The sequence below is a fragment of the Paenibacillus sp. R14(2021) genome (assembly GCF_019431355.1).
Lineage (GTDB): Bacteria > Bacillota > Bacilli > Paenibacillales > Paenibacillaceae > Paenibacillus_Z.
This window is the reverse complement of sequence record NZ_CP080269.1, coordinates 611,388-634,299: the sequence shown is the minus strand read 5'-3', so window position 1 is coordinate 634,299 and position 22,912 is coordinate 611,388. Positions and strand designations below refer to the sequence as shown.

The 22,912-nt window shown below is 48.2% G+C and carries 25 protein-coding genes; 5 read left to right on the top strand and 20 right to left on the bottom strand.

What is annotated here, in order from left to right; all coding sequences use genetic code 11:
* Window positions 1–447: 447 nt before the first annotated feature.
* The 5 genes from KXU80_RS03275 to KXU80_RS03255 form a co-directional block, all read right to left on the bottom strand.
* Complete coding sequence (locus tag KXU80_RS03275) at window positions 448–909, bottom strand: GNAT family N-acetyltransferase (protein ID WP_219836870.1); 462 nt, start codon at window positions 907–909, stop codon at window positions 448–450.
* Window positions 910–930: 21 nt separating this feature from the next.
* Window positions 931–1,353 (bottom strand): metallothiol transferase FosB, encoded by a 423-nt coding sequence (gene fosB / locus KXU80_RS03270; RefSeq protein ID WP_219836869.1) that lies wholly within the window; start codon window positions 1,351–1,353, stop codon window positions 931–933.
* 123 nt (window positions 1,354–1,476) lie between these two features.
* Window positions 1,477–1,962: an NUDIX hydrolase gene (locus KXU80_RS03265; protein WP_219836868.1), complete on the bottom strand. Its 486-nt coding sequence runs from the start codon at window positions 1,960–1,962 to the stop codon at window positions 1,477–1,479.
* A 131-nt stretch (window positions 1,963–2,093) separates the two neighbouring features.
* On the bottom strand, window positions 2,094–2,570 hold the full coding sequence (locus KXU80_RS03260; protein ID WP_219836867.1) for a GNAT family N-acetyltransferase: 477 nt from the start codon (window positions 2,568–2,570) through the stop codon (window positions 2,094–2,096).
* A gap of 620 nt (window positions 2,571–3,190) precedes the next feature.
* Window positions 3,191–4,180, bottom strand: coding sequence for an SDR family NAD(P)-dependent oxidoreductase (locus KXU80_RS03255; RefSeq protein ID WP_219836866.1), 990 nt, complete (start codon window positions 4,178–4,180; stop codon window positions 3,191–3,193).
* Window positions 4,181–4,279: 99 nt separating this feature from the next.
* On the opposite strand from KXU80_RS03255, the gene KXU80_RS03250 reads away from it, so the two are divergent.
* Window positions 4,280–4,831: a TetR/AcrR family transcriptional regulator gene (locus KXU80_RS03250; RefSeq protein ID WP_219836865.1), complete on the top strand. Its 552-nt coding sequence runs from the start codon at window positions 4,280–4,282 to the stop codon at window positions 4,829–4,831.
* Between the two features lie 75 nt (window positions 4,832–4,906).
* On the opposite strand, the gene KXU80_RS03245 is transcribed toward KXU80_RS03250, so the two are convergent.
* A complete protein-coding gene (locus KXU80_RS03245) occupies window positions 4,907–5,518 on the bottom strand; it encodes a nitroreductase family protein (RefSeq protein ID WP_219836864.1) in 612 nt (203 codons plus the stop codon).
* 280 nt (window positions 5,519–5,798) lie between these two features.
* Between KXU80_RS03245 and KXU80_RS03240 the strand changes: the two genes are divergently transcribed.
* Both KXU80_RS03240 and KXU80_RS03235 read left to right on the top strand, forming a co-directional pair.
* The gene (locus KXU80_RS03240; protein ID WP_219836863.1) at window positions 5,799–6,257 is read left to right on the top strand and encodes a cupin domain-containing protein; all 459 of its coding nucleotides are present in this window, start codon (window positions 5,799–5,801) and stop codon (window positions 6,255–6,257) included.
* A 182-nt stretch (window positions 6,258–6,439) separates the two neighbouring features.
* Window positions 6,440–7,549 carry a GerAB/ArcD/ProY family transporter gene (locus KXU80_RS03235; protein ID WP_219836862.1) on the top strand — a complete coding sequence of 370 codons (1,110 nt, stop codon included), beginning with the start codon at window positions 6,440–6,442 and terminating at the stop codon, window positions 7,547–7,549.
* Here the strand turns inward: KXU80_RS03235 and KXU80_RS03230 are convergent.
* The 7 genes from KXU80_RS03230 to KXU80_RS03200 form a co-directional block, all read right to left on the bottom strand.
* Window positions 7,538–7,783, bottom strand: coding sequence for a hypothetical protein (locus tag KXU80_RS03230; protein ID WP_219836861.1), 246 nt, complete (start codon window positions 7,781–7,783; stop codon window positions 7,538–7,540). The two genes, KXU80_RS03235 and KXU80_RS03230, sit on opposite strands and share 12 nt — an antisense overlap.
* Window positions 7,780–8,877, bottom strand: coding sequence for a Ger(x)C family spore germination protein (locus KXU80_RS03225; RefSeq protein ID WP_258171223.1), 1,098 nt, complete (start codon window positions 8,875–8,877; stop codon window positions 7,780–7,782). The genes KXU80_RS03230 and KXU80_RS03225 overlap by 4 nt, the downstream gene beginning before the upstream one ends.
* Before the next feature lie 125 nt (window positions 8,878–9,002).
* Window positions 9,003–10,547 carry a spore germination protein gene (locus tag KXU80_RS03220; RefSeq protein ID WP_219836859.1) on the bottom strand — a complete coding sequence of 515 codons (1,545 nt, stop codon included), beginning with the start codon at window positions 10,545–10,547 and terminating at the stop codon, window positions 9,003–9,005.
* A 130-nt stretch (window positions 10,548–10,677) separates the two neighbouring features.
* Window positions 10,678–10,842, bottom strand: a complete 165-nt coding sequence (locus KXU80_RS03215; protein ID WP_219836858.1) for a hypothetical protein — start codon at window positions 10,840–10,842, stop codon at window positions 10,678–10,680.
* A 146-nt stretch (window positions 10,843–10,988) separates the two neighbouring features.
* Complete coding sequence (locus tag KXU80_RS03210; RefSeq protein WP_219836857.1) at window positions 10,989–11,972, bottom strand: D-2-hydroxyacid dehydrogenase family protein; 984 nt, start codon at window positions 11,970–11,972, stop codon at window positions 10,989–10,991.
* Window positions 11,973–12,060: 88 nt separating this feature from the next.
* A complete protein-coding gene (locus KXU80_RS03205; RefSeq protein WP_374987744.1) occupies window positions 12,061–13,530 on the bottom strand; it encodes an amidase family protein in 1,470 nt (489 codons plus the stop codon).
* Between the two features lie 104 nt (window positions 13,531–13,634).
* A complete protein-coding gene (locus KXU80_RS03200) occupies window positions 13,635–13,772 on the bottom strand; it encodes a hypothetical protein (protein WP_219836855.1) in 138 nt (45 codons plus the stop codon).
* A 345-nt stretch (window positions 13,773–14,117) separates the two neighbouring features.
* Here KXU80_RS03200 and KXU80_RS03195 point away from each other — a divergent pair, with 345 nt between their 5' ends.
* On the top strand, window positions 14,118–16,259 hold the full coding sequence (locus KXU80_RS03195; RefSeq protein ID WP_219836854.1) for an S-layer homology domain-containing protein: 2,142 nt from the start codon (window positions 14,118–14,120) through the stop codon (window positions 16,257–16,259).
* 78 nt (window positions 16,260–16,337) lie between these two features.
* Here the strand turns inward: KXU80_RS03195 and KXU80_RS03190 are convergent, their stop codons facing one another.
* The 7 genes from KXU80_RS03190 to KXU80_RS03160 form a co-directional block, all read right to left on the bottom strand.
* A complete protein-coding gene (locus tag KXU80_RS03190; RefSeq protein ID WP_219836853.1) occupies window positions 16,338–16,607 on the bottom strand; it encodes an antibiotic biosynthesis monooxygenase in 270 nt (89 codons plus the stop codon).
* Window positions 16,608–16,786: 179 nt separating this feature from the next.
* On the bottom strand, window positions 16,787–18,217 hold the full coding sequence (locus KXU80_RS03185) for an aldehyde dehydrogenase family protein (protein ID WP_219836852.1): 1,431 nt from the start codon (window positions 18,215–18,217) through the stop codon (window positions 16,787–16,789).
* A gap of 36 nt (window positions 18,218–18,253) precedes the next feature.
* Window positions 18,254–18,706: an MFS transporter gene (locus KXU80_RS03180; RefSeq protein ID WP_374987743.1), complete on the bottom strand. Its 453-nt coding sequence runs from the start codon at window positions 18,704–18,706 to the stop codon at window positions 18,254–18,256.
* 5 nt (window positions 18,707–18,711) lie between these two features.
* Window positions 18,712–19,152: an MFS transporter gene (locus KXU80_RS03175; protein ID WP_219836850.1), complete on the bottom strand. Its 441-nt coding sequence runs from the start codon at window positions 19,150–19,152 to the stop codon at window positions 18,712–18,714.
* The gene (locus KXU80_RS03170; protein WP_219836849.1) at window positions 19,134–19,418 is read right to left on the bottom strand and encodes an MFS transporter; all 285 of its coding nucleotides are present in this window, start codon (window positions 19,416–19,418) and stop codon (window positions 19,134–19,136) included. The genes KXU80_RS03175 and KXU80_RS03170 overlap by 19 nt, the downstream gene beginning before the upstream one ends.
* Before the next feature lie 74 nt (window positions 19,419–19,492).
* Window positions 19,493–20,374, bottom strand: a complete 882-nt coding sequence (locus KXU80_RS03165) for an oxidoreductase (RefSeq protein WP_219836848.1) — start codon at window positions 20,372–20,374, stop codon at window positions 19,493–19,495.
* 359 nt (window positions 20,375–20,733) lie between these two features.
* Window positions 20,734–21,297 carry a TetR/AcrR family transcriptional regulator gene (locus KXU80_RS03160; RefSeq protein ID WP_219836847.1) on the bottom strand — a complete coding sequence of 188 codons (564 nt, stop codon included), beginning with the start codon at window positions 21,295–21,297 and terminating at the stop codon, window positions 20,734–20,736.
* Window positions 21,298–21,522: 225 nt separating this feature from the next.
* Here KXU80_RS03160 and KXU80_RS03155 point away from each other — a divergent pair, with 225 nt between their 5' ends.
* Window positions 21,523–22,869, top strand: coding sequence for a GH1 family beta-glucosidase (locus KXU80_RS03155; protein ID WP_219836846.1), 1,347 nt, complete (start codon window positions 21,523–21,525; stop codon window positions 22,867–22,869).
* Window positions 22,870–22,912 lie beyond the last annotated feature (43 nt).

The following is a 22,912-nucleotide window of genomic DNA, read 5'->3' as shown; positions in this document are numbered from 1 at the left end:
TTTTGCTGGTTTTCCTTTATAGATTTGATAAGCCTTCTCCATAACCCAAAGATAATTGCATGGCTGAAGGATATACATTGCGTCCAGCACCGTTACACAACATTTGCATTCCTATTGGTTCTAGTATTGACCTTAATTCTAAGAGGGCATCAAAGTAATTCTCGTTCATGCACTGAATATTCTCGCCTTGAATGACAATCTCAATACTAACCAGATCTTCAATATTATCCTCCGTATGAGTTTGTTTAATTGCTGTTACTTCTCGGAATCAGGCCAAGGACCGGCTTCTCTTCTAGACACCCAATCAAAATACATTTCAATACCAAAAGTTCAATGTCATTTTTCATTAGTTTCAAACCTTCTAGGTTTATTTCATCTGTTAGATAGACTAAGGCATCATGAATGCCGCCACGAAAATCATGTGCTTAGTCTAACGAACAAAAATCATTAATCCATAATCTGAATTTCATATATTCTTGTTTCTTCATCACTTATGGAGTAACCCTTACCAATATATTTCCAATTTGTTCTTTCATAATATTCCGTTAAATCTGTACAGAGATAAAGCCTCAGATATCCCTTTGTCTTTGTTTCATTTATTGCATGGGCTTGAAGCATATCTCCTATCTTTCTTCCTCTTAATTCAGGTTCAACAAACAGGCACGCAAACCACGGACTTAAATCTTGACGACTATTAAGATCACTTCTAAGCAGCGCATACGATCCAATGATTTTGCCATCTTCCATTGCCAAATAAAAACGAGGTAAATCACTGCCTGTGCTACAAGATTGAATGATACAGTCCTTATAGAAATGATAATTTGTTTCAGTTCCCCATTGTCTCCAAAAATATTGAATAGCTTCTTCGATGAGATCGGAGTTATCCCGAATGTTTATCATTTGAATCATATTTTCAGCTCCTAGTATCACTTACACATAGAATTTCATATGTGGATTTGTATTTTTATAATATTTCAATCGGTCTTCTAATTGTCCTGTATGCAATTCGAATTTATGTCCATCCAGATCCACAAAATAAATTGATTTCATGTCCTGTGTATTCCTTGGTCTTCCATCAAGTATTTGAACATTTAGATGTTCTAATTTCTCTTTCCATTTCACGTAATCTTGTTCTGGAATTGAAAATGCAAGATGTGTATATGATTCTGTTATTTCATTTCGTGGAATATCTGGTTCTTCATTTAAAGCAATCCATTTGCCATTTAAATCAAAATAAGCAAGCTTTCGACCTACTACTAACAATTTGGCATCGAAGACTTGTTCGTAAAATAAAATCGATCGTTCTAGATTTGATACTGAATAACAGAGATGATTAATACGATCAAGTTTCATTAATATGTCCCTTCATGGTTTTAGTTTGACTTCAAGGAACCACATCTACTGCGGCCATCCGTCACACCGGACTATGGCCGGACCAAGGCCGTATGCCCAACTGCAATTATTTCGGCTATCCGCTTAAAACCCATGATGTTTTATGTAGTATTTTATTCCAGCCCGATCTACGTCTGAGAAAATTAAAGGCATTTCATTTATTTCTTTAGCCAATTGTTCAATATTTACCCATTTAATATCGAGTGTTTCGTCACCTGCAACCAATAATTCACCGTTCGCCTTGCATCTAAAATAAAAACCAACCGAATCAAACGGTCCTTTAATTGTTTGATAGGCTGCGAATGGTCTGATACACTCAACTTCAAAGTCGGGATCAATTCCTACTGTATCAATTCTAGTTTCTTGACCTTCAATTTCGAAAACGTCTAGGCCGGTTTCTTCTTTAACCTCTCTGATAAGTGCTTGTGTTAATGATTCAAATGGTTCAATCCTACCTCCAGGCAATTCAATCTTTAACGGTGAATTCGACTTAGCTCTTGTTTGTATTACAATTTCAATTTCTCCATTATTAGTTCTTTCAATAATTGCTCTTGAATTAACAAAGAACATTTACTCAGTCCTTTAGATTAGTTTTTAAACTAGCTCAAACGGGTTGCTGAGAGTTAGGCTCTCAGCGTTGTCCTGTTGATTCTTCCCTCAGTGCGAATACGGTCTTCTAATTGTACTTGCTTTGGTAGAATTCACTTGAACAATGTCATTGTCCAAGTTTTGAATCCAAACTTTTCATAAAACCCAATTATATTTTTCCAATCTTTATTTGCGGTACTTACAGTCATTCGAGTTATTCCTTGTTGCTTTAGATTTTCAGTTACTTCTTTTAAAAGTTTTTCCCCAATTCCTCTCCCCCTACGATCTGGATGTATATAGATCTCCTCTATTTCAAAATATGTACGATCCGATTCTTCGAAAATTGATAAGCTCGTATTTCGTTTTACCTCTCCGATTAAATATCCAACTATTATGACTTCTTCAACTGCAATCCATAATTCATTTTCCAAACATGCTAATAAATCCTTAGCAGTATTCGCTTTCAAACCATAGGTAATATCTTCTTGTTCCCAGATTTCAGATAAACCTGAAATTGATTCTAAATCGGTTGATTCGGCCTTTCTAACCATCATTTTTGAAATCCCCCGCAATAAAAAGTAACGTGGCATTAGACAATGGCTCCGCTTATTTTATTTATGATTAAATTGCCCTTGACTGAATTTCAATCTTCTCCATGCAATTAGTATTAAATCTATACTTAAAATTGAAACTAAAATCTTATAAGAATGAATACACTCTTGAGTCAAAGCTACAATAATTGTCAACATTAACAATCCAACATTTTCTCTAAAATAAGTCTTTCCTTTCTTAAAGTAAATCCGATAGATGATCAATATATATATAAATAGCAGCAATACTAACCAAAATATTTTCATTTATAGATCTTCCTTAAGTCATAGATTTTATGAAGTCGATCCTTCTCCACGAAATGCACTCGCCTCATTTCAAATCCCAATTTGTTTAATTCCATCATAACCAGATTGAAAAATCGAGTCTTTCATACTATATTATCAGAGTAAAAGAAATATATGGGAAATATTCAACTCGACTTAACGCTATTACAGAATTGGTAGCAGCATGTTGGTGTCACGCTGGTTCAGGCTGCATAACAAGCTGGCGGACGACGCAGAAATTATATAGCGAGGGTACCGCGCCAGTCGGATTCTTCTACATGGCAAGAAAGACCGCTTCCCAGAAGGAGGCGGTCTTTCTTAGATACCTGCAATTATTAAGGATGACTCCGCGGAATTGTTCCATGAGGAAGGTGCAGTAGATCTTCGCTGATCGTCCATAGCTTCTCAGCCGACACCGGATCAATGGCCCATGAACGGACGCCGCGTTGCAGCTGGCTGTCTGCCGGGACGACCTCCGCGATATCGCCATCTTCGCAATAGACGCCTCCTTTGCCATTCAGCATTGGGCTGACTGCGCACCAAATGCTTGTGGCGGCGCCTTGTTCGGCGGTTTTGAAGCCTCCTGATGACGAATAGGTGCCATCTTCGTTCCGTTTCACGCCCCATCCGGCAAGATCTTCATCGCTTAAATGGCGAGCTAAACCTGACAATATAGCGCCGGGATGAACCGCAAAAGCGCGCACGCCGTGGTCTTGGCCTCGTTTGTCGAGCTCAACGGCTAATAATGAGCACGCGGTCTTCGACTCGCCGTAGGAGATAAACTTGTCGTATGGTCTTCTCGTGAAATGCAAATCATCGAATTCGATCGGTCCTGACATATGGCCGATAGACGAGAGCGCGACGACCCGAGCGTTCCCTGAGCGCTTCAACGCTTCCCATAAGCGTACCGTTAATTGAAAATGCCCAAGGTAATTCGTAGCGAAATGAGTATCGAATCCCCGCTCGTCTCGAATAGTTGGCGGGAAGCTAACGCCGGCGTTCAGAATCAGGTAGTCGAGTGGACGACCGGAGCTCAGGAAGGCATCGGCGAACTCGTCGATCGATGAAGGATCCGCTAGATCAAGTCGAATCACTTCGACAGTTGACAGTGGAGCGAGCGTTTCTTGTGCTTTCATGACATCGCGGGCTCCGACAATGACGGTTGCGCCGGCTCCGGCAAGGGCACGTGTTGTTTCCAGTCCGATGCCGCCATGTCCGCCTGTGACGATGGCTACCTTTCCACTTAGGTCTTGTCCAGCAATCACTTGTTGTGCGGTCGTATCAGATCCGAAACCAGACTGCAGCGGTTTTTGTTCGGTAATCATATGTTGGTTGCTCCTTTCCAGTTAGACATTATTCATAAAATGTCTATATGTCTATATTAGACGAGTAGACAAAGCTTGTAAAGTGTATAAAATGGAGATATGGAAGATAAAAAAAAGCTGCATATTGTTGCGACGGCATTAGAGGTGTTCTTCAAGTACGGTTACAAACGAGTATCGATGAATGAGATTGCGGAAGCGGCAGGCATTTCGCGCGCAGGACTGTATCTGTACTTTAAGAGTAAGGAGGAAATATTTAACGCCGTGATTGTTCATCATGGCGATATGCTCATAGAGGAGATCAAGGCAGGGCTGTCGACTCCTCATACAACGGAGGACAAAATTTTATACGCCTTTGAAATATGGTCGATCCGTAATTTCAATGATTCCCTGCATTCGCCGGAACATAAAGAAATAACCGACAGCTCTTATCAATTTGCCCAGGAGGCACTCGATACAAGCTATGGGAAATTGGAAGCCGTACTTACCGCTTTGTTCGAAGTGTACCCTGCCGCCTCCAGCGGGATTCCTCCAGAGCGATTAGCACATCTAGTGACAAGCGCACTACGCGGATTTAAGACGGTTGCCAAAAGCTCGGACGAGCTTCGCCATCTGATTCAAGACTTGCTCCGAGTTATCGAAAAGCGCGGATGAAAGCCGATTAGATGCCATTAAAAAAGTGAACCCCATTACGGGTTCACTTTTTGTAGTCTTGCGGTTCGTATACAGTTAACTCGTTACTTTCCCTTCAAATACAACGTCCTTCAGCGGCAGCCTTGTATTCGGCACTTCACGCTGCTGCATCGCTTCGGGAAGTTCGCTCTTTTCCCCTGGATAGCCCAGCGCAATCATGCAATGAACATCGAACGTATCTGGCACATGCAGCAGTTGCCTTGCTTTCTCTCGATCGATGCCGCCCATGGCATGCGTGTACAATCCAAGCATTCTTGCCTGCAAAGCCAAGTACCCCCACGCCGTCCCCGCATCGAATGCATGCGCTCCGTTCGGATCCCCGTTGCTCCTGTTTTTATCGGATGCGAGCAAGATCAGCACAGGCGCTTTCCCCGCCCACATGAGGTTAAATTCACTCAATATGGGATGGAACACGCGCAGCTGCTCTTCTGTCTTTGCGACGATAAATCGCCATGGCTGGTCATTGTACGATGACGGTGCCCAGTGCGCAGCCTCAAGAATCATGTTCAAGGTATCATCTGTTACTGGCTTGTTCGAGAAAGCTCTTGGAGACCACCGGTTTAAAAATACAGGATTAATCGCATAATCAGATTTACGGTTATGATCCACTTCTGCTGAAATTTGCGTAAGTACATCTAACGAATTCATGTTACTTTCCTCCCCTAGGCTGATTTATACTCATCGTCCCTTGTGTAAATCCTATCCTATACTCGCTATCCTGTACAGTTCGGTCTGAACTGATTTGTCTGTCATCGACTCTTCATTTCAAGTCGCTTACTTAATGTAAGAAACATTACTGAAAAATAGAACAATTATCGTTAAGATAGACAATGTGGCAAGGACATTACGACGAAGACTTCGAGAACCTTGCCCTAAATTCAAAGCATCGGTAATAGCTTGCTTGATCATGAGAGGATGAAATTTTTTTATGTCGACAATATTGGATGTAATGGGACCGCGTATTCAGCTCTTAACGGATTTATCGGAGAACCGGGAATATAGCCTTATGAAGGCTGAAGTTCCGCCTGGCGTGGTCGTGCCTGTTCACAGTCATGATGATCGCGAAACCTTTGTTGTTATCACAGGCGAACTTGAAGCTTTCACGGTAGATAGCTGGAAGACCGTTCGCGCTGGTGAAACGGTTGATATTGCGGGAGATGTAAAGCACGCTTGGAGAAATTCTTCGAATGAAACGGTAACGTTATTAGTCGCATCGACTGCGAAAATGGGCGAGTTTTTCAATGAGATCGGCCGTCCGGTCGAAACCGTCCAACCAGGTCCACCCGATCCTGCTGCCTTGATGCATTTCGTTGAACGGGCAATCGCTTATGGCTATTGGCTCGGCTCGCCGGACGATAATGCAGCGATCGGAATTACGCTTGGCTAAGTGCTAACGCTCATTCTTGGCCCCGCTTATTAGCTAAACCAACCACAGGTCATCGGCCTGGGGTTGGTTTGTTTGTATTGCCGATTCGTCGTTGTCTGTCGTCGATTGCCCTAAGTCTAATTTAGTATACAAAATAACACGCAGGGAATACTTGGATGAATCTGCTTTGAAGGAGAACACCAATGGAATCCACTGGAAAAACGGAACATATATCGGGAACGCAGTTATGCCTATTGATCTTTTCTTTCATCGCGCCAACTATCCTTCTGATCGTACCCAGCTTAATGGCCCAAATTTCCAAACAGGATTCATGGATAGCGATTTTCCCTGCCGTCTTGATCGGGTGCATCACGATTTGGGTCATGCTCGCATTGTCGAATCGTTACCCGGGTATGACGATCATCCAATACAGCTCGCAAATTTTAGGCAAATGGGCCGGCAAAGCGCTGAGCTGTTATTTTATTTATTATTGGATGACGTTCGACAGCATTATTCTGAATCAGCATATCCAGTTCATCAATACCGTTCTGCTCATGAGAAGTCCTGCTATTATTATCAGTTTAACTTTGGCGGTGCTAAGCGGAATTGCCGTCTATATGGGGATTGAATCCATCGCACGATGCAATGAGTATCTCGCTTTAGTCATTTTCGTTTTGCTGATTCCGCTCTTGATCCTCATGCTCGGGGAATCCAGTACGGAGCGGCTCCTTCCCGTACTGAGTAAAGGCTTCGTCCCCGTCCTTCAAGCTAGCGTGTTTCCGAGTGCGTATCTAGGTCAATTTTTTATTCTAGGCTGGCTTCTTCCTTATTTGAATAAGCCCAAACTAGCAGCCAAATCCTCATTCGTTTCCTTGATTACTATTTTTGGTCTGCTTTGCATTACGATTTTTCCCTTAATTATGGTCCTGGGACCATTAATGGAAAAGCTCACGTTTCCCGTTCTCAGCGTCATTCGGTATATCGGCATTAAGGGCAGCTTCGAACGGCTGGAAGCGTTAGCGGTTGCCATATGGGTGGCGGGCTGCTTTGTCAAAATCGCCCTTACCTTCTTCGTGATCAGTTTGAGCGTCAGCCAAGTGTTTAATGTTGGGAAATATCGGGACTTAATCTTCCCCATCGTGATTTTGTCCGTGATTAGTTCGGTTACGGTCTTTATCAATTACTCGACCGAGTTGAATTATTATCTGACCTACACGTTTCCAAGCTTTGCGATACTTACCCAATTGATTTTGCCCATTGGACTGCTCATTATTGACAGCATCAAAAGACAGTTGAAAAAGTCAGTGACCTGAACGATGCTGTGCCAAAATGAATTTCCCGACCGGCTCGAACATTGTTCGCAGCGGAGTTGTCAGGCTTGGTAATTGAACATGGGCAATCCATAACGAGCCGGTGATTACGCATATGCCCATCAAGCAGCTGTAAAAGACAGTTAGTCCCGACTGTTTCTTGCTTACAAACTGCCGTACCTGATAGATCGAGCATCCCATCAGGATGATGATGTAAGTCATTATTTCTAAAATCATTTATCCATCTCCTTATCTCTAAATTCAATAGAAGAACTGACCATACCTGCTCCATGCAGCCTCAGGCTGACGTCGACGCTAATATTCGCCCTCGGAAATTGTGTGTCCCATTGATCGCTCAAACCCGCCCACTTCACAGGGGCATATTTATACATTTCATGTCCAAAGCCCATGCTGTCGGCTCTAAGTTTGGTTTGGGTTTTTAGAATCAAGTCTTGGACCTCTTTCCTTACTGAATCTTCCAGCGCTTTCTTCATCCGTTTCAAATCTGCTGGCTTTGTAACGGTGAGCGGGGTGTTACTCTCCACCAAGCTGCCTTCGCCGAACAATCGGACCTTGAATTTTACGCCATCATGACCGGCCTGCGTGGTGATTTTGCTTCTTGTATGCATCAGCATCATGCCGATTTCCCCCTCGCCATGGGGTAAATCTGTTGTAATTCGACCGAATTTCAGCTTGTTCATCACCCACATCATCGCTAAAGTTTCTTGTTCATCTAATAAACCGGCAAGCTTAAGACCTTTAAAAACACCGGCGCCCGTGAATCTGAATAATTGCGAGCTTTTACCATGGATATCGGGTTCGATTACGCCTAAGACAGGTTGAATGCCTTCGCTTAGGTGCGTAATATAAAAATCGCGCAAGGTGACGGCTAAATCGTCCCCCGATCCATCAAACACCTTCACCGTTTCGATCGGTACTTGTTTTAACGGATAATTGATCTCCAGAATTTTCTTAGCTTCTGTTCCCTTTACAACCATCATGTAGGTCTTCAAACGGTTCCTCGGGTCATGCGTAAAAATATCCATCGCATTGTTAATGCCGTGCCTAGCCAGACGTTCGCTAATATACACAACGCTTCGATGCGAATATGTCAAGGTTCTGGAACTTTTCTTCTGGAGAAGCCGATGGATCTCGTTGCCGTTCTTGCCCTCCGCATAGATGACGTAAAATTTCTCATGATTGCCGCTTCCCCCGCCCGTAGCGCTTCCGCTTCCCGTTGCCGCAGGAATGGCAACTTGGAGGGAGCATAGAATTTTCCCATTGTCCGTTAGGTCGAGCGCTGTACCCATCACGAATGCAAGATCATTCATTTCCGTGCGATCCCAACACCCGCTGATGAAGACAACTGTAAGAAGCAGCGTATATCTGAGTCTCCGCAATTCATCACCCCCGGTCGTTCATTCTGAAGCTATTCATCTAAGCAGCTTAAAGCCAGCTAGCTTTGCTCTCCCTCTTGATTATTCCTTGGCATACGGAATTTCGCCCATGTCGGTATCCGGATCAACACATCCGTTAAGCCAGTCCATTTAAACGGCGTCAATGGAGAGAAATATAGAACCCCGAATGAGCGAAGCGACGTGACATGTAACATGACCCCGATAAATCCAAGTACAATACCGTAAAGACCGAGTGTCCCTGCTAAAAACAACATGGGAAAACGAAGCAGCCGGATCCCATTGGCAAAGCTGTAACGAGGAATCGTAAAGGACGAAATGCCGGTGATGGACACGATGATGACGACAGGCGCAGAGATGAATCCCGCTTCAACCGCCGCTTGTCCAATGACTAGACCGCCAACGATACTTATGGCTTGGCCGATTTGTTTCGGCAGTCGAATTCCGGCTTCCCGCAGCGCTTCGAATATGATTTCCATCAGCAGCGCTTCAATCATCGCGGGAAAGGGAACCGCTTCCCTCGAGGCCGCGATGCTCAGCACAAGATTTGTGGGAATCATTTCCTGGTGGTAGGTCGTAACAGCAACATATAGCGGAGGAGCGAATACCGCTAAATGGATAAACAGGATTCGGATCCAGCGAATAAAGGTGGCAACGGGCCAGCGAATGTAGTAGTCTTCACTCGCCTGAAGGCCCGTCCAGAACGTCATCGGCGCGACCATGACGAATGGGGTCGTATCGACAAGAATCGCGACTTTTCCTTCCAGCATCTCTGCCACGACCACGTCCGGTCGTTCCGTGCTGTGGACTTGGGGAAAGGGCGAAAACGGCTGGTCCTCAATAAATTCTTCGATATAGCCGGAGTCGAGGATACCGTCTAATTGGATCGGCTTTAATCTCGTTCGCACTTCGTTAACTAAGGTGTCGAGCGCAATACCTTCAAGGTAAGTAATGGCGATCCGCGTGCGGGAAAGCTCGCCCAGCGTAATATACTCCACCTTTAATTTAGGCGTTTTGAGTCTGGATCGAATCAGGCTGATATTGGTGGAAATCTGCTCGATGAAGCCGTCCCGTGGTCCGCGTATAACCGGCTCGGATGGCGGCTCTTCTAGACTTCTTTGGGTGGAATCGGGAATAGAAACCGTCAATACATCGCTGCTGCCGGGCATGAGAATGGCGGCATGACCCTCAAGCAGGTTACGGATCGTCTGAGAAATGCTGCTAGAGCAGCTCGTCATGCTGACGGAAATCACATCGTTCTTAAGCTCATTCGGTCCATTGGCGATACGGCCCGCCGCGGCGCTTGCTTGCATGGGCTTAATGACGAATTCCTCGAGCTGCTGCTTATCAATTAAGTTATCGATATAAACAACGAGCCATTGCGTGCTCAGATTAACGTCAATGCTTCGCCATTCCAAGTCGGAGCAACGCTGGAACGTATCTCTGATGATGTTCTCGTTCTGCTGGATATCCGTCGTAAATTTGGCATCTTTGTTTTGCTGGTTAACTTCCTCAAGGTGCATGCTTCTCATCTTAAGCGCGTTTCGGTAATGATGGTTTGCACCTGCTCTTCGATTCCATCTCATGAAAGCTCCTCCAAGGATGACAAATTCAACATTATTATGCCAAATCACGAAGAACGTATGCGATCATCTGCGGACGACAAAAAGCCTCTTGTCCTTTGCATGGACAAGAGGCTTAGCGGGCATGTATGCATTAAGATTTGGAATATTTAATGCCAAGCAATCCCATAAGCAAGGTAATGATGCCGACTACAAGGTAGATTCCGAGTGTAAAGCCATTAGGTGCACTGAATGTAAGCATGATGCACAGCAAGCCTAAGATGATGCACAATGCGCTTAGAATCGTCCGTTTATTCATGGGTGTAATCCTTCTCCTCTTGGGTCATGTAACACGTTTAACGATAAGACATTTAGTGTATCATAATTGTTTGCACGATTCGAATCTCAATTCCACCACCGCGTCTGCCGCCACGGTATACGCCAAGCATTGCAAACAGCTAATCGTTACTCTTGGACGAATGTTGGTGAAGCCGGATAATTAATGATGTTAATCGGCGATCCGTTCAAGAAGGCTTCTATATCCTCGACGATGCCGCGGAAGAAATTACGATACGCGGCTTCGGTGACGTAACCGATGTGCGGCGTGGCCAGCACGTTCGGCAGCGACCGAAGCGGGTCGTCCGCAGGCAGCGGCTCCGTCTCGAATACGTCCAGCCCGGCACCGGCAAGCTTGCCGCTGCTCAGCGCCGCGATAAGCGCCTCCCGGTCAACGATCGGAGCGCGGGAGGTGTTGATGAGATAGGCAGTCGGCCGCATGAGTTCGAGCTCCCTTACGCCTAGCAGTCCTCTCGTGCGGTCGCCGAGCACGAGGTGAATCGAGACGAAATCACTGCTCGAGAGCAGCTCTTCCTTGGAAGTTGCAAGCTTCACCCCTGCGGCATCCGCTTTGTCCGGGGTCAGATTCTGGCTCCATGCCGATACCTCCATGCCGAACGCCTGCCCGATTCGCGCTACGTTGCTTCCGATCCGCCCGAGCCCGAGCAAGCCAAGACGCTTGCCGATCAAATCGACGCCGATCGTGCTCTGCCAGTGACCGCCGCTTCGCAGCGCTTCATTCTCCTGCACCAGCTTCCTCGCTAGTCCCAGGATAAGCGCCCATGTTAGTTCGGTCGTTCCTTCCCCGCCCCCACCTGTCCCGCATACGACGATACCGTTGTCTGATGCGGCTCCCAGATCAATGGAAGCATTGCGCATGCCTGTCGTAATAAGCAGCTTCAAGCGCGGAAGACGCTGCAAGAGCGGTCTGCGGAAAGGCGTCCGCTCCCGCATAATCACGACAATCTCGCAATCCTCGATCGCGGCGGCCAACTCGTCCTCGTTATCGAAATGATTAGGGAATACCTTTATCTCCATTCGATCCGTGACCGTTGACCAATCGGCCATCGACATCGCGACCTTTTGGTAATCGTCCAACACGGCACATTTCATGACATGCAGCCCCTTCCTTATCGGTATCGTTCTATAATGGCGCTAATCTTCATGACCTATTCTTTCCCTCGTGTCCATCTACCGCTCGTCAATCGATGAAGCTTTTCAAATTGGGCGGCCGCCGGAACATCGTCCCCTGCTCGAAGGCATAGGCGAGGCGGATTAAAGTCGGTTCCTCGTAGGCTCTTGCCGTGAACGTTACGCCGAACGGAGGACCGGCCTTCGTGTAGCCCGCAGGTACGGCGATGGACGGGTAGCCCGCCCGCGCAGCCAGCCGCGAGCCGAAATCCGCCGGGAACAACAGCGCGTCAAGCTGATGCTCCTTCATCGTCGCGTCGATGCCTTCCTCCTTGCATAAGCGGATATCCAAAGCACGGTCGTTCAAATACTTAATGTCGGTCAATGTGCCGGAAGAATGGTACTCCGCGTTGATCAGCGTTTTTTGTCCGTATCGTAATGTTTCTACGGGATGCTCGTTGTTGAAAGCGATGATTTCCTTCAGCGTGCGCATGGGAGCGCCGGGACCGAGCTTCGAGAGATAGGCATTTAGGGAAGCTTTGAATTCATTAATCAGCACGGTCGAATAGACAATGCTTCTTGCGGTGGCGATATTCGCCGGATCAACGATTGTTGCGCCCATGTCTTGCATGATTGCGACAGCCCGGTCGAAGATCGCCAGCTGTTCCTCGGTCAATTCCTCGAAATAATAGTCTCGTGGAATACCGATTCTGGCGCCTCTTAGCCCCTCCCGGTCGAGATACGCGGAATAATCTGCCGGCTGCTTGCCGAGGCCCCCGCCCATTGCCGCGTCGCGCTCGTCGTAACCCGTCATGACTTGCAGCATCAGCACTGCGTCCGTTACCGTTCGCGCCATCGGCCCTGCGGTGTCCTGCGAGTTGGACAGCGGAAGAATGCCCGTCCGGCTTAAGAGGCCAACCGTAGGCTTGATGCCGACCACCGAACAGAGATTGCTCGGATTCAGAATCGAGCCCGATGTTTCCGTGCCAACAGCCGCCGCACAGAAGTTCGCCGCAACCGCAACACCCGAGCCGGCGCTCGAACCACCCGTCGGCGTCGAGATGTTGTACGGGTTCATCACCTGACCGCCGCGCGAGCTGTAGCCGGTCGGCATCCCATCGGTCATCATGTTGGCGAATTCGGTCATGTTCACTTTACCCAGAATAACGGCTCCGGCTTCCCGAAGCTTCTTGACGATATAAGCATCCTCGGGCGCATAGCTGTCCGCAAGGGCCAGGGAGCCGGCGCTTGTCGGCATTTTGTCACCGGTATCGACATTATCTTTCAATAATACGGGGATGCCGTGCAAGGGCCCCCGCAGTCCCTTGACCTCGCGTTCTCGATCCATCGCCTCGGCGATGAATAGCGCGTCGGGATTGATCGTGAGCACAGAATTGAGGAGCAGTCCGCTTTTGTCATGGTCCGCGATTCGGTTCAAATAAATTAGAACCAATTGCTTTGAAGTCAGCTCGCCCGAGGTGAACGCCGCTAGCATGTCCGATATTGTCGCTTCTACGATTTCAAATGCCACGCTTGTCACCCTTTCCAGTAATTTCTATCTCATTCTACTTTAATGGGCTTGTCTTCTAACGTCAAACCTGAAATCGAATATCCGGCAATTTCTAACTGAACAGAACAGGCCACCTATCTTAAACGGGTTCCAATCATCCGGAATTGGCCGACGAGATGCTGCAGCAGCGATGTTTGACGCGCCGATTCTCTTGGCTGATGGCCGCAATCCTCCCCCATGAGACCGACGACTTCACCAACGGCCGCTTCCACGGCCCGTGAACGCTGCCCTTCTTCGGCTTGGACTGCCGCAAGCTTCGCGTGCGACGCTTCTACAAGCTATTTACTCTGCTCGATAACGAGTGCGCCTTCATCCATTGAGGTACAGATGAGAATAATTCAATATTAATAGCCGTTTCTTATCGTTAAACGATAAGAAACGGCATTTTTTAGTTTACAATATGCATTATTTCTGGCACGTACATAGGGTTAATTGGTTTGTTCAACACCAAAACTGACTCCAATTCAAAGAATTTCATTCGCAAGTGTAACCTTTTTAACCAAAGGCCCGTCTACAACAACGAAAGCAACAACAAACAACTCCACGAGGTGATTTCGATGAATAAACCATTCAAGATGATTATGTTGTCCACCGCGGCTGTTATAGCGCTCAGCTTTGCAGGTCAAGAGATGGCTTCTGCGGCATCGTTCAAGGATATTGCTAACGTTCCGAGTAAGGATATAATTATTGCCATGCAAAATGGCGGTATGGTCAAAGGGGTCGGCGCACAGCAATTCGCTCCGTATAAATCCGTTTCGCAGGCAGAAGGCGTTGCGCTGATCGTCAAGGCGCTTGGACTGAACCTGGATCTGGTGCGATTCGATCATAAACCGAAAGCCACCGACTACTTCAAGAATGTCAGCAATAACGCCTGGTATTCAAATGCATTCATCATTGCGGCAGTCAACGGATTGGATCTTCCGAAGGATCTGATGCCCAACAAGAAGCTTAGCCGTGAAGCATTCACGTACCAGCTCATTCAAGCGATTGAAGTCAGCGGCAAACTGCCGATGGTCAAGCCGGTTGTTGTGAAGTTTAAAGACCAAGACCGCGTCACTAAGGGCTATTCCGCTGCGATCCAGCGCGCATTGAACTATGGTGTTGTGCATTTGGATGCCCATGGGAAGTTCAATCCGAAGAAGGAAATTAGCCGTGCGGATGCAACTGTAGAGATAAGCAACGCATTAGCTTATCTGAAGGCGCACACTGCTCCGGTCGTAGACAATAAGATGATTACGGGACAAGAAGCGGTACAATTGATCAAGAAAGTCGTTGGCCCTCGTGCGAACCTGCAAATCAAGATTGATCCGAACGCCATCGTAACTCGCGAGTCGTTCACGTCCCTGCTCGTTAATGCCCTTCAAACAAGCGGTCAACTGCCGAGGCTCAATCTGATCCCGGCGGATATTAAGGATAACAATTCCATTAATGTCCTGAACCAAGGCGCCATTCAGACAGCACTCGCCCTTGGCTTCGTGAAATTGGATCAAGCGGGCAACTTTAACCCGACTGCTGGTCTTACCCGTGCTGATGCAACGGAGATCGCGAACCAAGCGATTGCTTACTTGAAAGCACATCACGCTCCAGTTGACGATAACGAGACGATTACGGGTGAAGAAGCTGTACAATTAATCAAGCAAGCTGTTGGTCCGCGTGCGAACCTGCAGATCAAGATTGATCCGAACGCGATCGTAACTCGTGAGTCGTTCACGTCCCTGCTCATTAATACGCTTCAAACAAGCGGTCAACTGCCAAGAGTGAAAGTAAACCCTGCCGCGATCAACGATAACGATTCCATTAACGTCCTGAACCAAGGCGCGATTCAGACGGCGCTTGTTCTCGGCTTCGTGAAATTGGACCAAGCCGGTAACTTTAATCCGACTGCTGGCATTACTCGTGCCGATGCGACGGAGATCGTCAACCAAGCCGTTGCTTATTTGAAGGCTCACCCGGCTCCAGTTGGCGATAACGAGACGATTACGGGTGAAGAAGCCGTACAATTGATCAAGCAAGCGGTTGGCCCTCGTGCGAACCTGCAAATCAAGATTGATCCGAACGCGATCGTAACTCGTGAGTCATTCACATCCCTGCTCGTTAATACGCTTCAAACAAGCGGCCAGCTGCCAAGGGTGAAAGTAAACCCTGCCGCGATCAACGATAATGATTCCATCAACGTCCTGAACCAAGGCGCGATTCAGACAGCGCTTGTTCTTGGTTTCGTGAAATTGGATCAAGCCGGTAACTTTAATCCGACTGCAGGCATTACTCGTGCTGATGCTACGGAGATCGTGAACCAAGCCGTTGCTTATGTTAAAGCTCACCCGGCCCCGGCTGGTGAGAATGAGATGATTACGGCAGAACAGGCTGTACAGTTCATCAAGCAAGCCGTAGGATCTAACCTGCAAATTAAGATCGATCCGAATGCAAGCGTAACTCGTGAATCGTTCACGTACCTTCTCATTCATACGCTTCAAAAGAGCGGCAAGCTGCCGATGCTCAATCTGATCCCTGCGGAAATCAAGGATAACGATGCCATCAACGTGCTGCACCAAGGCGCGATTCAGACGGCACTTGCCTTGAAGATCGTGGATCTGGACGCGGCCGGCAACTTCAATCCTTTAGCCGGAGTGACGCGCGCAGATGCAGCCGCTATGGTTAGCCGCGTACATGATGTATTGAATAAATTCTCGAATCAGTAATCATTCCGAATTCGGAGAGGGCGCTCAGCGCCCTCTCTTTTTTGTCGTTGCGCCCCATTGCCTCCCTTGCTCTCCTCTCTACTCCTTAGAAGGCTCAAAGGTTCGGACGACTTCATACATGCCCGGCTCAAAGGCCGCGATCGTCAATGCTTCCTTAAGATACGGAAGCGGCTTAGGGTCATCGCGCATCGCTTGGTAATCTTCTTCGCTTCGCCACTGCGCATACATCGTAACCTTCGTCCCGTCTAGACTGCGATGGAGACTACAAAGCCGATCCTGATTCTTGGGATCAACCGTAAACACATTAATAAAGGTTAAGACGCGGTTATTCATGGAGATGAGGGTCATAAAGGCAGCTCCTTCGTCGTCAGATGTCAATTAAGCATGCTCCGGTAATCGGAGGCAACCTGCCGTTCCCATCTGTTCTGCTTAGCCTTAGCTTGATGTCATCACGATATACACAAATAACGGCTGCCGTAATCTAACCGGCAGCCGCTGTGTTTTCGTTGTTACTGATGGAGTTATTCTTACATCGGCAGATCGAAACCAGTGATCGTTTTCGTTTCCAGGCAGTCCTGCAGCCCGTGGATACCGTATTCACGGCCGATGCCGGAGTGCTTGAATCCGCCGAACGGGGCTTTCATTTCGAACCCTGCGCCGTTGATGAGTATCACGCCGGCTTGAATGCGTGACGCCAGATCGTTAGCCTTCTTCAGGTTCGATGTGCTGATGTAAGCACCCAGGCCATAGTCCGTATTATTCGCCATTTCAACGGCTTCTTCCTCCGTTCGGTACGTCAGAATCGACAGCACCGGTCCGAAAATCTCTTCCTTCGCGATCGCCATCGCTTCCGTAACGTTAGCGAATACCGTCGGTTTGACGAAGTTCCCTTGTTCCAGTCCTTCAGGATGTCCTTCCCCGCCGATGACGAGCTCAGCGCCTTCTTGCAGGCCGGCTCTGATGTAGTGCTGCACTTGATTATATTGCTTCTCGGTTACGATCGGACCAAGCATCGTATCCGCTTCGGAAGGCAGGCCGACTTTCATCGACAGAACCGTTTCACGGGCAAGCAGCTTCACCTCATCAAGCCGATGCTCCGGAACGAACAATCGGGTACCAGCTACGCAGGCTTGTCCATTATTCATGTAGCACGATCTAACGGCCGCAGGGATCGCCTTGGCAAAGTCGGCATCGTCGAGAACGATATTCGGCGATTTGCCGCCTAACTCCAAGGTCACGCGTTTCATGGAATCGACCGTCGACCTGCGAATTTCTTTGCCGACCCGCGTCGAGCCTGTGAAATTGACCATCGCGACATCCCGATTTCGAGTCAGCTCAGCCCCTACCGTAGCACCGAGACCATTCACGACGTTAATGACGCCGGCAGGAATATCCGCTGCGTGGAAGCATTCCGTAAGCAGCTGGGTTTGAAGCCCGCTCAGCTCGCTCGGTTTAATGACGACCGTACATCCCGCCGCAATCGCCGCGCCCAGCTTCGCTGTAATCTGAGAATAGCTTGCATTCCAAGGCGTAATAATTGCTATCACGCCGACAGGCTCTGATACGACCTTCGCCTTGCCGATATAGTGAACAAATTCGAACTGCTCCAGCGCTTCCTTGCTGTCCATCAAGTTCGCCGCAGCCAGCTTCACCCTGCCCGCAGCCGCCATCCGGGGTGCGCCATACTCGAGGATATTGGCTTCGGCCAGCTCGTCGGTTCGATCCAGGATGGCGTCGTTAAGACGCTGCAGCATTGCCGCGCGTTCCTGCACCGAAGTCTTCGTGAACGATGTGAATGCTGCTTTCGCTGCTGCAATGGCAAGCTTAGCATCTTCTTCGTTGCCTAGCGTTACCGTTCCAAAAACTTCTCTAGTTGAGGGATTGACCAGCTCCTGCCGATCTGTACCTTGAGGAGTCACAAATTTCCCGTTTATATAAACTTGTTCTAAGTTGCGCAATCAAAACACCGCCTATAAATTTATTTTGTTAGATGATTACGAAATGGCTGGCTGCTCTTCTGCTCGCTTGCGATTTCGGGCAAACGGCAAGTAAATGACGGTCGTCACGGCTAAGGCAGCTGACACGGCAATAAACACACCGCGGACTGAATTCGTGTGAAGCAGCAGCTCGATCCCTCTTACGAACAAAGGGCTGAGGAATTGGCAAGCATACACGCATGCCAGCAGTAAGGAAATGCCCGTAGTCAAGCCGAGCTTAGGCACAACCTCCGCCGTCTTAATGAAGGACAGCGGGAACAGCATTCCCTCCGCTAGGCCGATCAAGAATACCGACAGCGCGACCGTCCATACCGTGTGCGCCGATCCGATCATCAGGAATCCGCCGGCCATCACCCCTAAATTCAACGGGACAAGACGCTTCCCTAATGCGCCGCTAAGTCGCGCAGCAAGACCGCCTGCGAAAACACCAAGTAGAGCGAATGCGGTCAAGTAACCTACAGATGTGACACTGCCGATCCCGTTATTGGCCAGAAATAAAGAAAGATTCGTTGGATCAGCGTAAACAGCATCGCATGCAGTCCCCCTGCTATCGCTACGGAATAGAAGAACTTCGACAGCTTAACGGCTGCTTTAGCGCCTTGATTAGCCTGAGCAGGCGGAAATTTAGGAAGAAATACGAGCACCATAATGAATAATACAACAGCATAGAGATACGTTAGAAATACGTCTCTCCACCCCAGCGATGCGATAAATCCGCCGATAGAAAGGAAAATCGCTCCGCCGATCCCATTGATTGAGGTCTGCAAGCCGTTCATCCGCGATCTTTCATTGCCCTGGAAATTCTCCGCAATGAGCGTGTTGAACGTTGGCGAGATCAGGCCAATGCTTAAGCCCAAGATCGCCCTGAAGACTAAAATCATGTCAAACGAATGCATGAATGCCGGCCGACGCACCCAACGATGTACATGAGTAAGCCTGCAATTAAGATGGATTTGCGGTTAAATCGCCTGCCGAGCCTGCCTGCCATGAATAACGTCGGCAAGATAAACAAGGATGACATCGTTACAACCCACTGCACGAGCAGCGCGTTCGTATCCGGGAAAGCCACGGTCAGCAGCTTAACTGCCGGCGCGGCCATCATCGTTCCGAAGGTAGTAACAACAGCCATCGATAATAACGAAATTCTCGCGGTTATTTGCAATGATGCACCTTCTTTCTGCGTTTGGTTGAAGCGGTTAACCCATTAGGCCGCGTTCACGCACTTGCGGCTCCTGCTTACTCGTCCTCAAACTCGTCATACATGCGCGTTACTTCCGGATCCAATGCTTTCGCTTCGAAGTCCGTTGAGATGCTGAGCTTCGCCCAACGTTTCGTTTCCGCCAATTTCCCTGTATCAACCGCGTTTGCGATCGCGACCGCATCGCTTCCGAGCAGCAAACGAAGCGGCGGGTTATCCTCATTGACGATCGCGATGATCGCTTGAGCGGCTTTGCTTGGATCGCCATTCTCCTTGCCGGTAACATCGCGCAGATGCTTCAGCAAGCCGCCGACCGTATCCTTGTACGCGTCGCTCGGCTCAATATGCTGCATGGAGGAGCCTGCCCAATCGGTACGGAAACCGCCCGGTTCAATCAATGTGACCTTTAACCCTAGCGGGCTGACTTCTTTGGACAGTACCTCGGAGAAGCCTTCCACGGCCCATTTGGCCGCTTGATATGGAGCAAGACCCGGTGCGCCGGTCCGGCCGCCGATGGAAGAGAATTGTACGATATGACCATGACCCTGCTCTCTCAGCAATGGCAGCGCAGCTTTCGTGACGTTTATGACGCCCCATAGGTTTGTTTCCACTTGAGCGCGGAAGTCGTCCATTGACGTTTCTTCGATAGAAGAGACATTGCCATAACCTGCATTATTCACAAGGACATCTAACCGTCCAAATGTTTCGAAAGCGGCTTGGATGGCTGCTTCCGCCTGCTCGTATCGATTGACGTCCAGTTGTACGAGGCGGACTTGGCTGCCGTAGCGCTCTTCGAGATCGGCAAGCTGTTCGGTTTTGCGGGCCGTTGCGACGAGTTGATCTCCTTTAGCCAACACCGCTTCTGCAAGACTGCGGCCAAACCCTCGGGAACTTCCTGTGATGAGCCATACTTTAGACATGTATCATGACCTCCTCGAAAATGTTTGGAATGTTTGTTCCATAGTGAGTATAGCTCTTTGGTTGAACTACGTCAATGGATTTTCGGAATGAATATTCCATGAAGATTTATCCAATACATGTATTAATTCAGACATGTGCTTTGATATTTCTGTTCAGAGCACCATAGTTCGTGTGGAACAAGCAAGAAGCATACGGGGTTTTTGCGTTAAAACTGATATATACCGGAAAATTCATTCCATCCTTAAATCGATTGTTTGAACGGTTTCGGAATTAATATTCTAAATTTGAACCGAAGCTTACAAGAGAAATCCACAAAAAAACAGCCCGCTCAGACCGCTGCCGGTCAAAAGGGCTGTTATTAGACGAGGACCGCTTTCCACGAGGCCTCCAGCATTTGTTGAATCTGAATATCGTTCAGCGGGTATTTCTGTACATAATAGCCTTTCAGTATCGAAGTAATAATGCCGTGTATGAGCTGATGGCATAGATGAGAATCCATTTCTTTGATAATCCCCTGCTTCTGGCCTTCAATAATGACGGAAAGCACGACTTCTCGGGAATTGTGCGCATCGTCCATACTACGCAGCTCTGGTGATATATATGGCGAGAACGAATAGCTGTCGATAAACAGATACTCTTTAGGATGATGGATGCCAAATCGCAGTCGATTTAACTGAAGGCACTTAAAGCGCTCATACAGGCTCGCTTCAGGATCGTAACCCTGCAAGAGATATTCCCCCATAAGCATCCGCGCATCCTTGTAGACAGCATTAACGAGCTCTTCTTTATTGGCAAAATAATTATACAGCGTACCGGACCCTACGTTTGCTCGTTTAAATAACTTGGAGAACGTAACCGACTGCAGCCCCTCTTCATGAATCAAGTCGAGCGTAGCAGCCATAATGTCCTGTTTCTTGCTCATGTACTCCACCTCTTGCCACTAACATTAGTACGAGCCGATGTCAGATGTCAAGTAATCGCAGCCATGCGAGCCTCAAGCGAGCGTGTATTCGAATGAATAAAGCATGCGCCAAAACCTTAAATTAATTAACCTAAAAAGTAGAATCCCCGCGTAGCAGCAACAGTTATTTATTTATATAATAAGGCTGTCTATGGTTAAAGAAGATGAATGCTGGAGGGAACTGTTTTGACTTTTGTGAAATTTCCAGACGATTTCCAGTGGGGTACAGCCACGGCTGCTTACCAGATTGAAGGCGCGTTCGACGAGGATGGCCGCGCCCCTAGTATTTGGGATACATTCTCCAAGACGCCGGGGAAAGTGTTGAACGGCGATACAGGCGACATTGCTTGCGACAGCTACCATCGCGTTGATGATGATGTCCGACTGCTGAAAGAGCTGGGCGTGAAGATGTACCGCTTCTCGATCGCTTGGCCTCGAGTCATTCCGCAAGGCGCGGGCGAAGTGAATCCAGTGGGCTTGGATTACTATGAAGAGCTGGTGGATAAATTACTGGCGAACGGCATTGAGCCATTCTTGACTTTATACCACTGGGATCTACCGCAAGCGCTGCAGGATCAGGGCGGCTGGGAAAACCGCGCGACGATTGATGCCTTCGTTACGTACGCCGAAACCGTTTTCCAGCGTTTGAACGGCAAAGTGAAGAAATGGCTGACGCTGAATGAGCCATGGTGTATCTCCATTCTCTCTAACTACATCGGTGCTCATGCGCCGGGCAAGCAAGACCTGCAGGCTGCGCTGGATGTGGCTCACCATATCCTTGTTGCTCACGGCAAGACGGTTGAGCGCTTCAGAGAGCTCGGCATTGTCGGCGAGATCGGCTATGCGCCGAACACGGAGTGGAACGAGCCTTACAGCTCGCATCCGGACGATGTGCGAACAGCGGCGCTTCGGAACGGCGCGTTTAACGAATGGTTCTTGTCTCCGGTATTGAAAGGCACTTATCCGGAACATGTAAAGCGCTGGTATGCGGACAAAGGCTACACGGTCAAAATCCAACCGGGCGACATGGAAATCATCAGTCGGCCGATCGATTTCCTGGGCATTAACTACTACACGGGCACGCTCGTGAAATATAACCCGGGTGCGGGCGATCTGTACGACAGCTTGGATATACGCTCCGGCTTTGAGAAAACGGATTTCGACTGGAACATTTATCCGGAAGGCTTCTATAACGTATTGACGTGGATGACGTCGGAATACGGCGCGCTGCCGATCTATATTACCGAGAACGGCGCATGCTATGAAGCGAAGAACGTAAACGGCGAAGTGAACGACGCGAACCGGATCAGCTTCCTGCATAAGCACATCCTTGCCCTGCATCGCGCGCTGGAGTCCGGCGTTAATCTGAAAGGCTATATGGTGTGGTCGCTTATGGACAACTTTGAATGGGCATTCGGCTACTCGAAGCCATTCGGGCTGATCGACGTGAATTTCCAAACGCTTGAACGTACGCCCAAGGCGAGCTATTACTGGTACAACCAGCTGGCAGTTCGCAACGGACTCGAGGTTTAATGCCGTAACTGAAATTGGGATCAAGTGCTTGTCCGCCATCAGC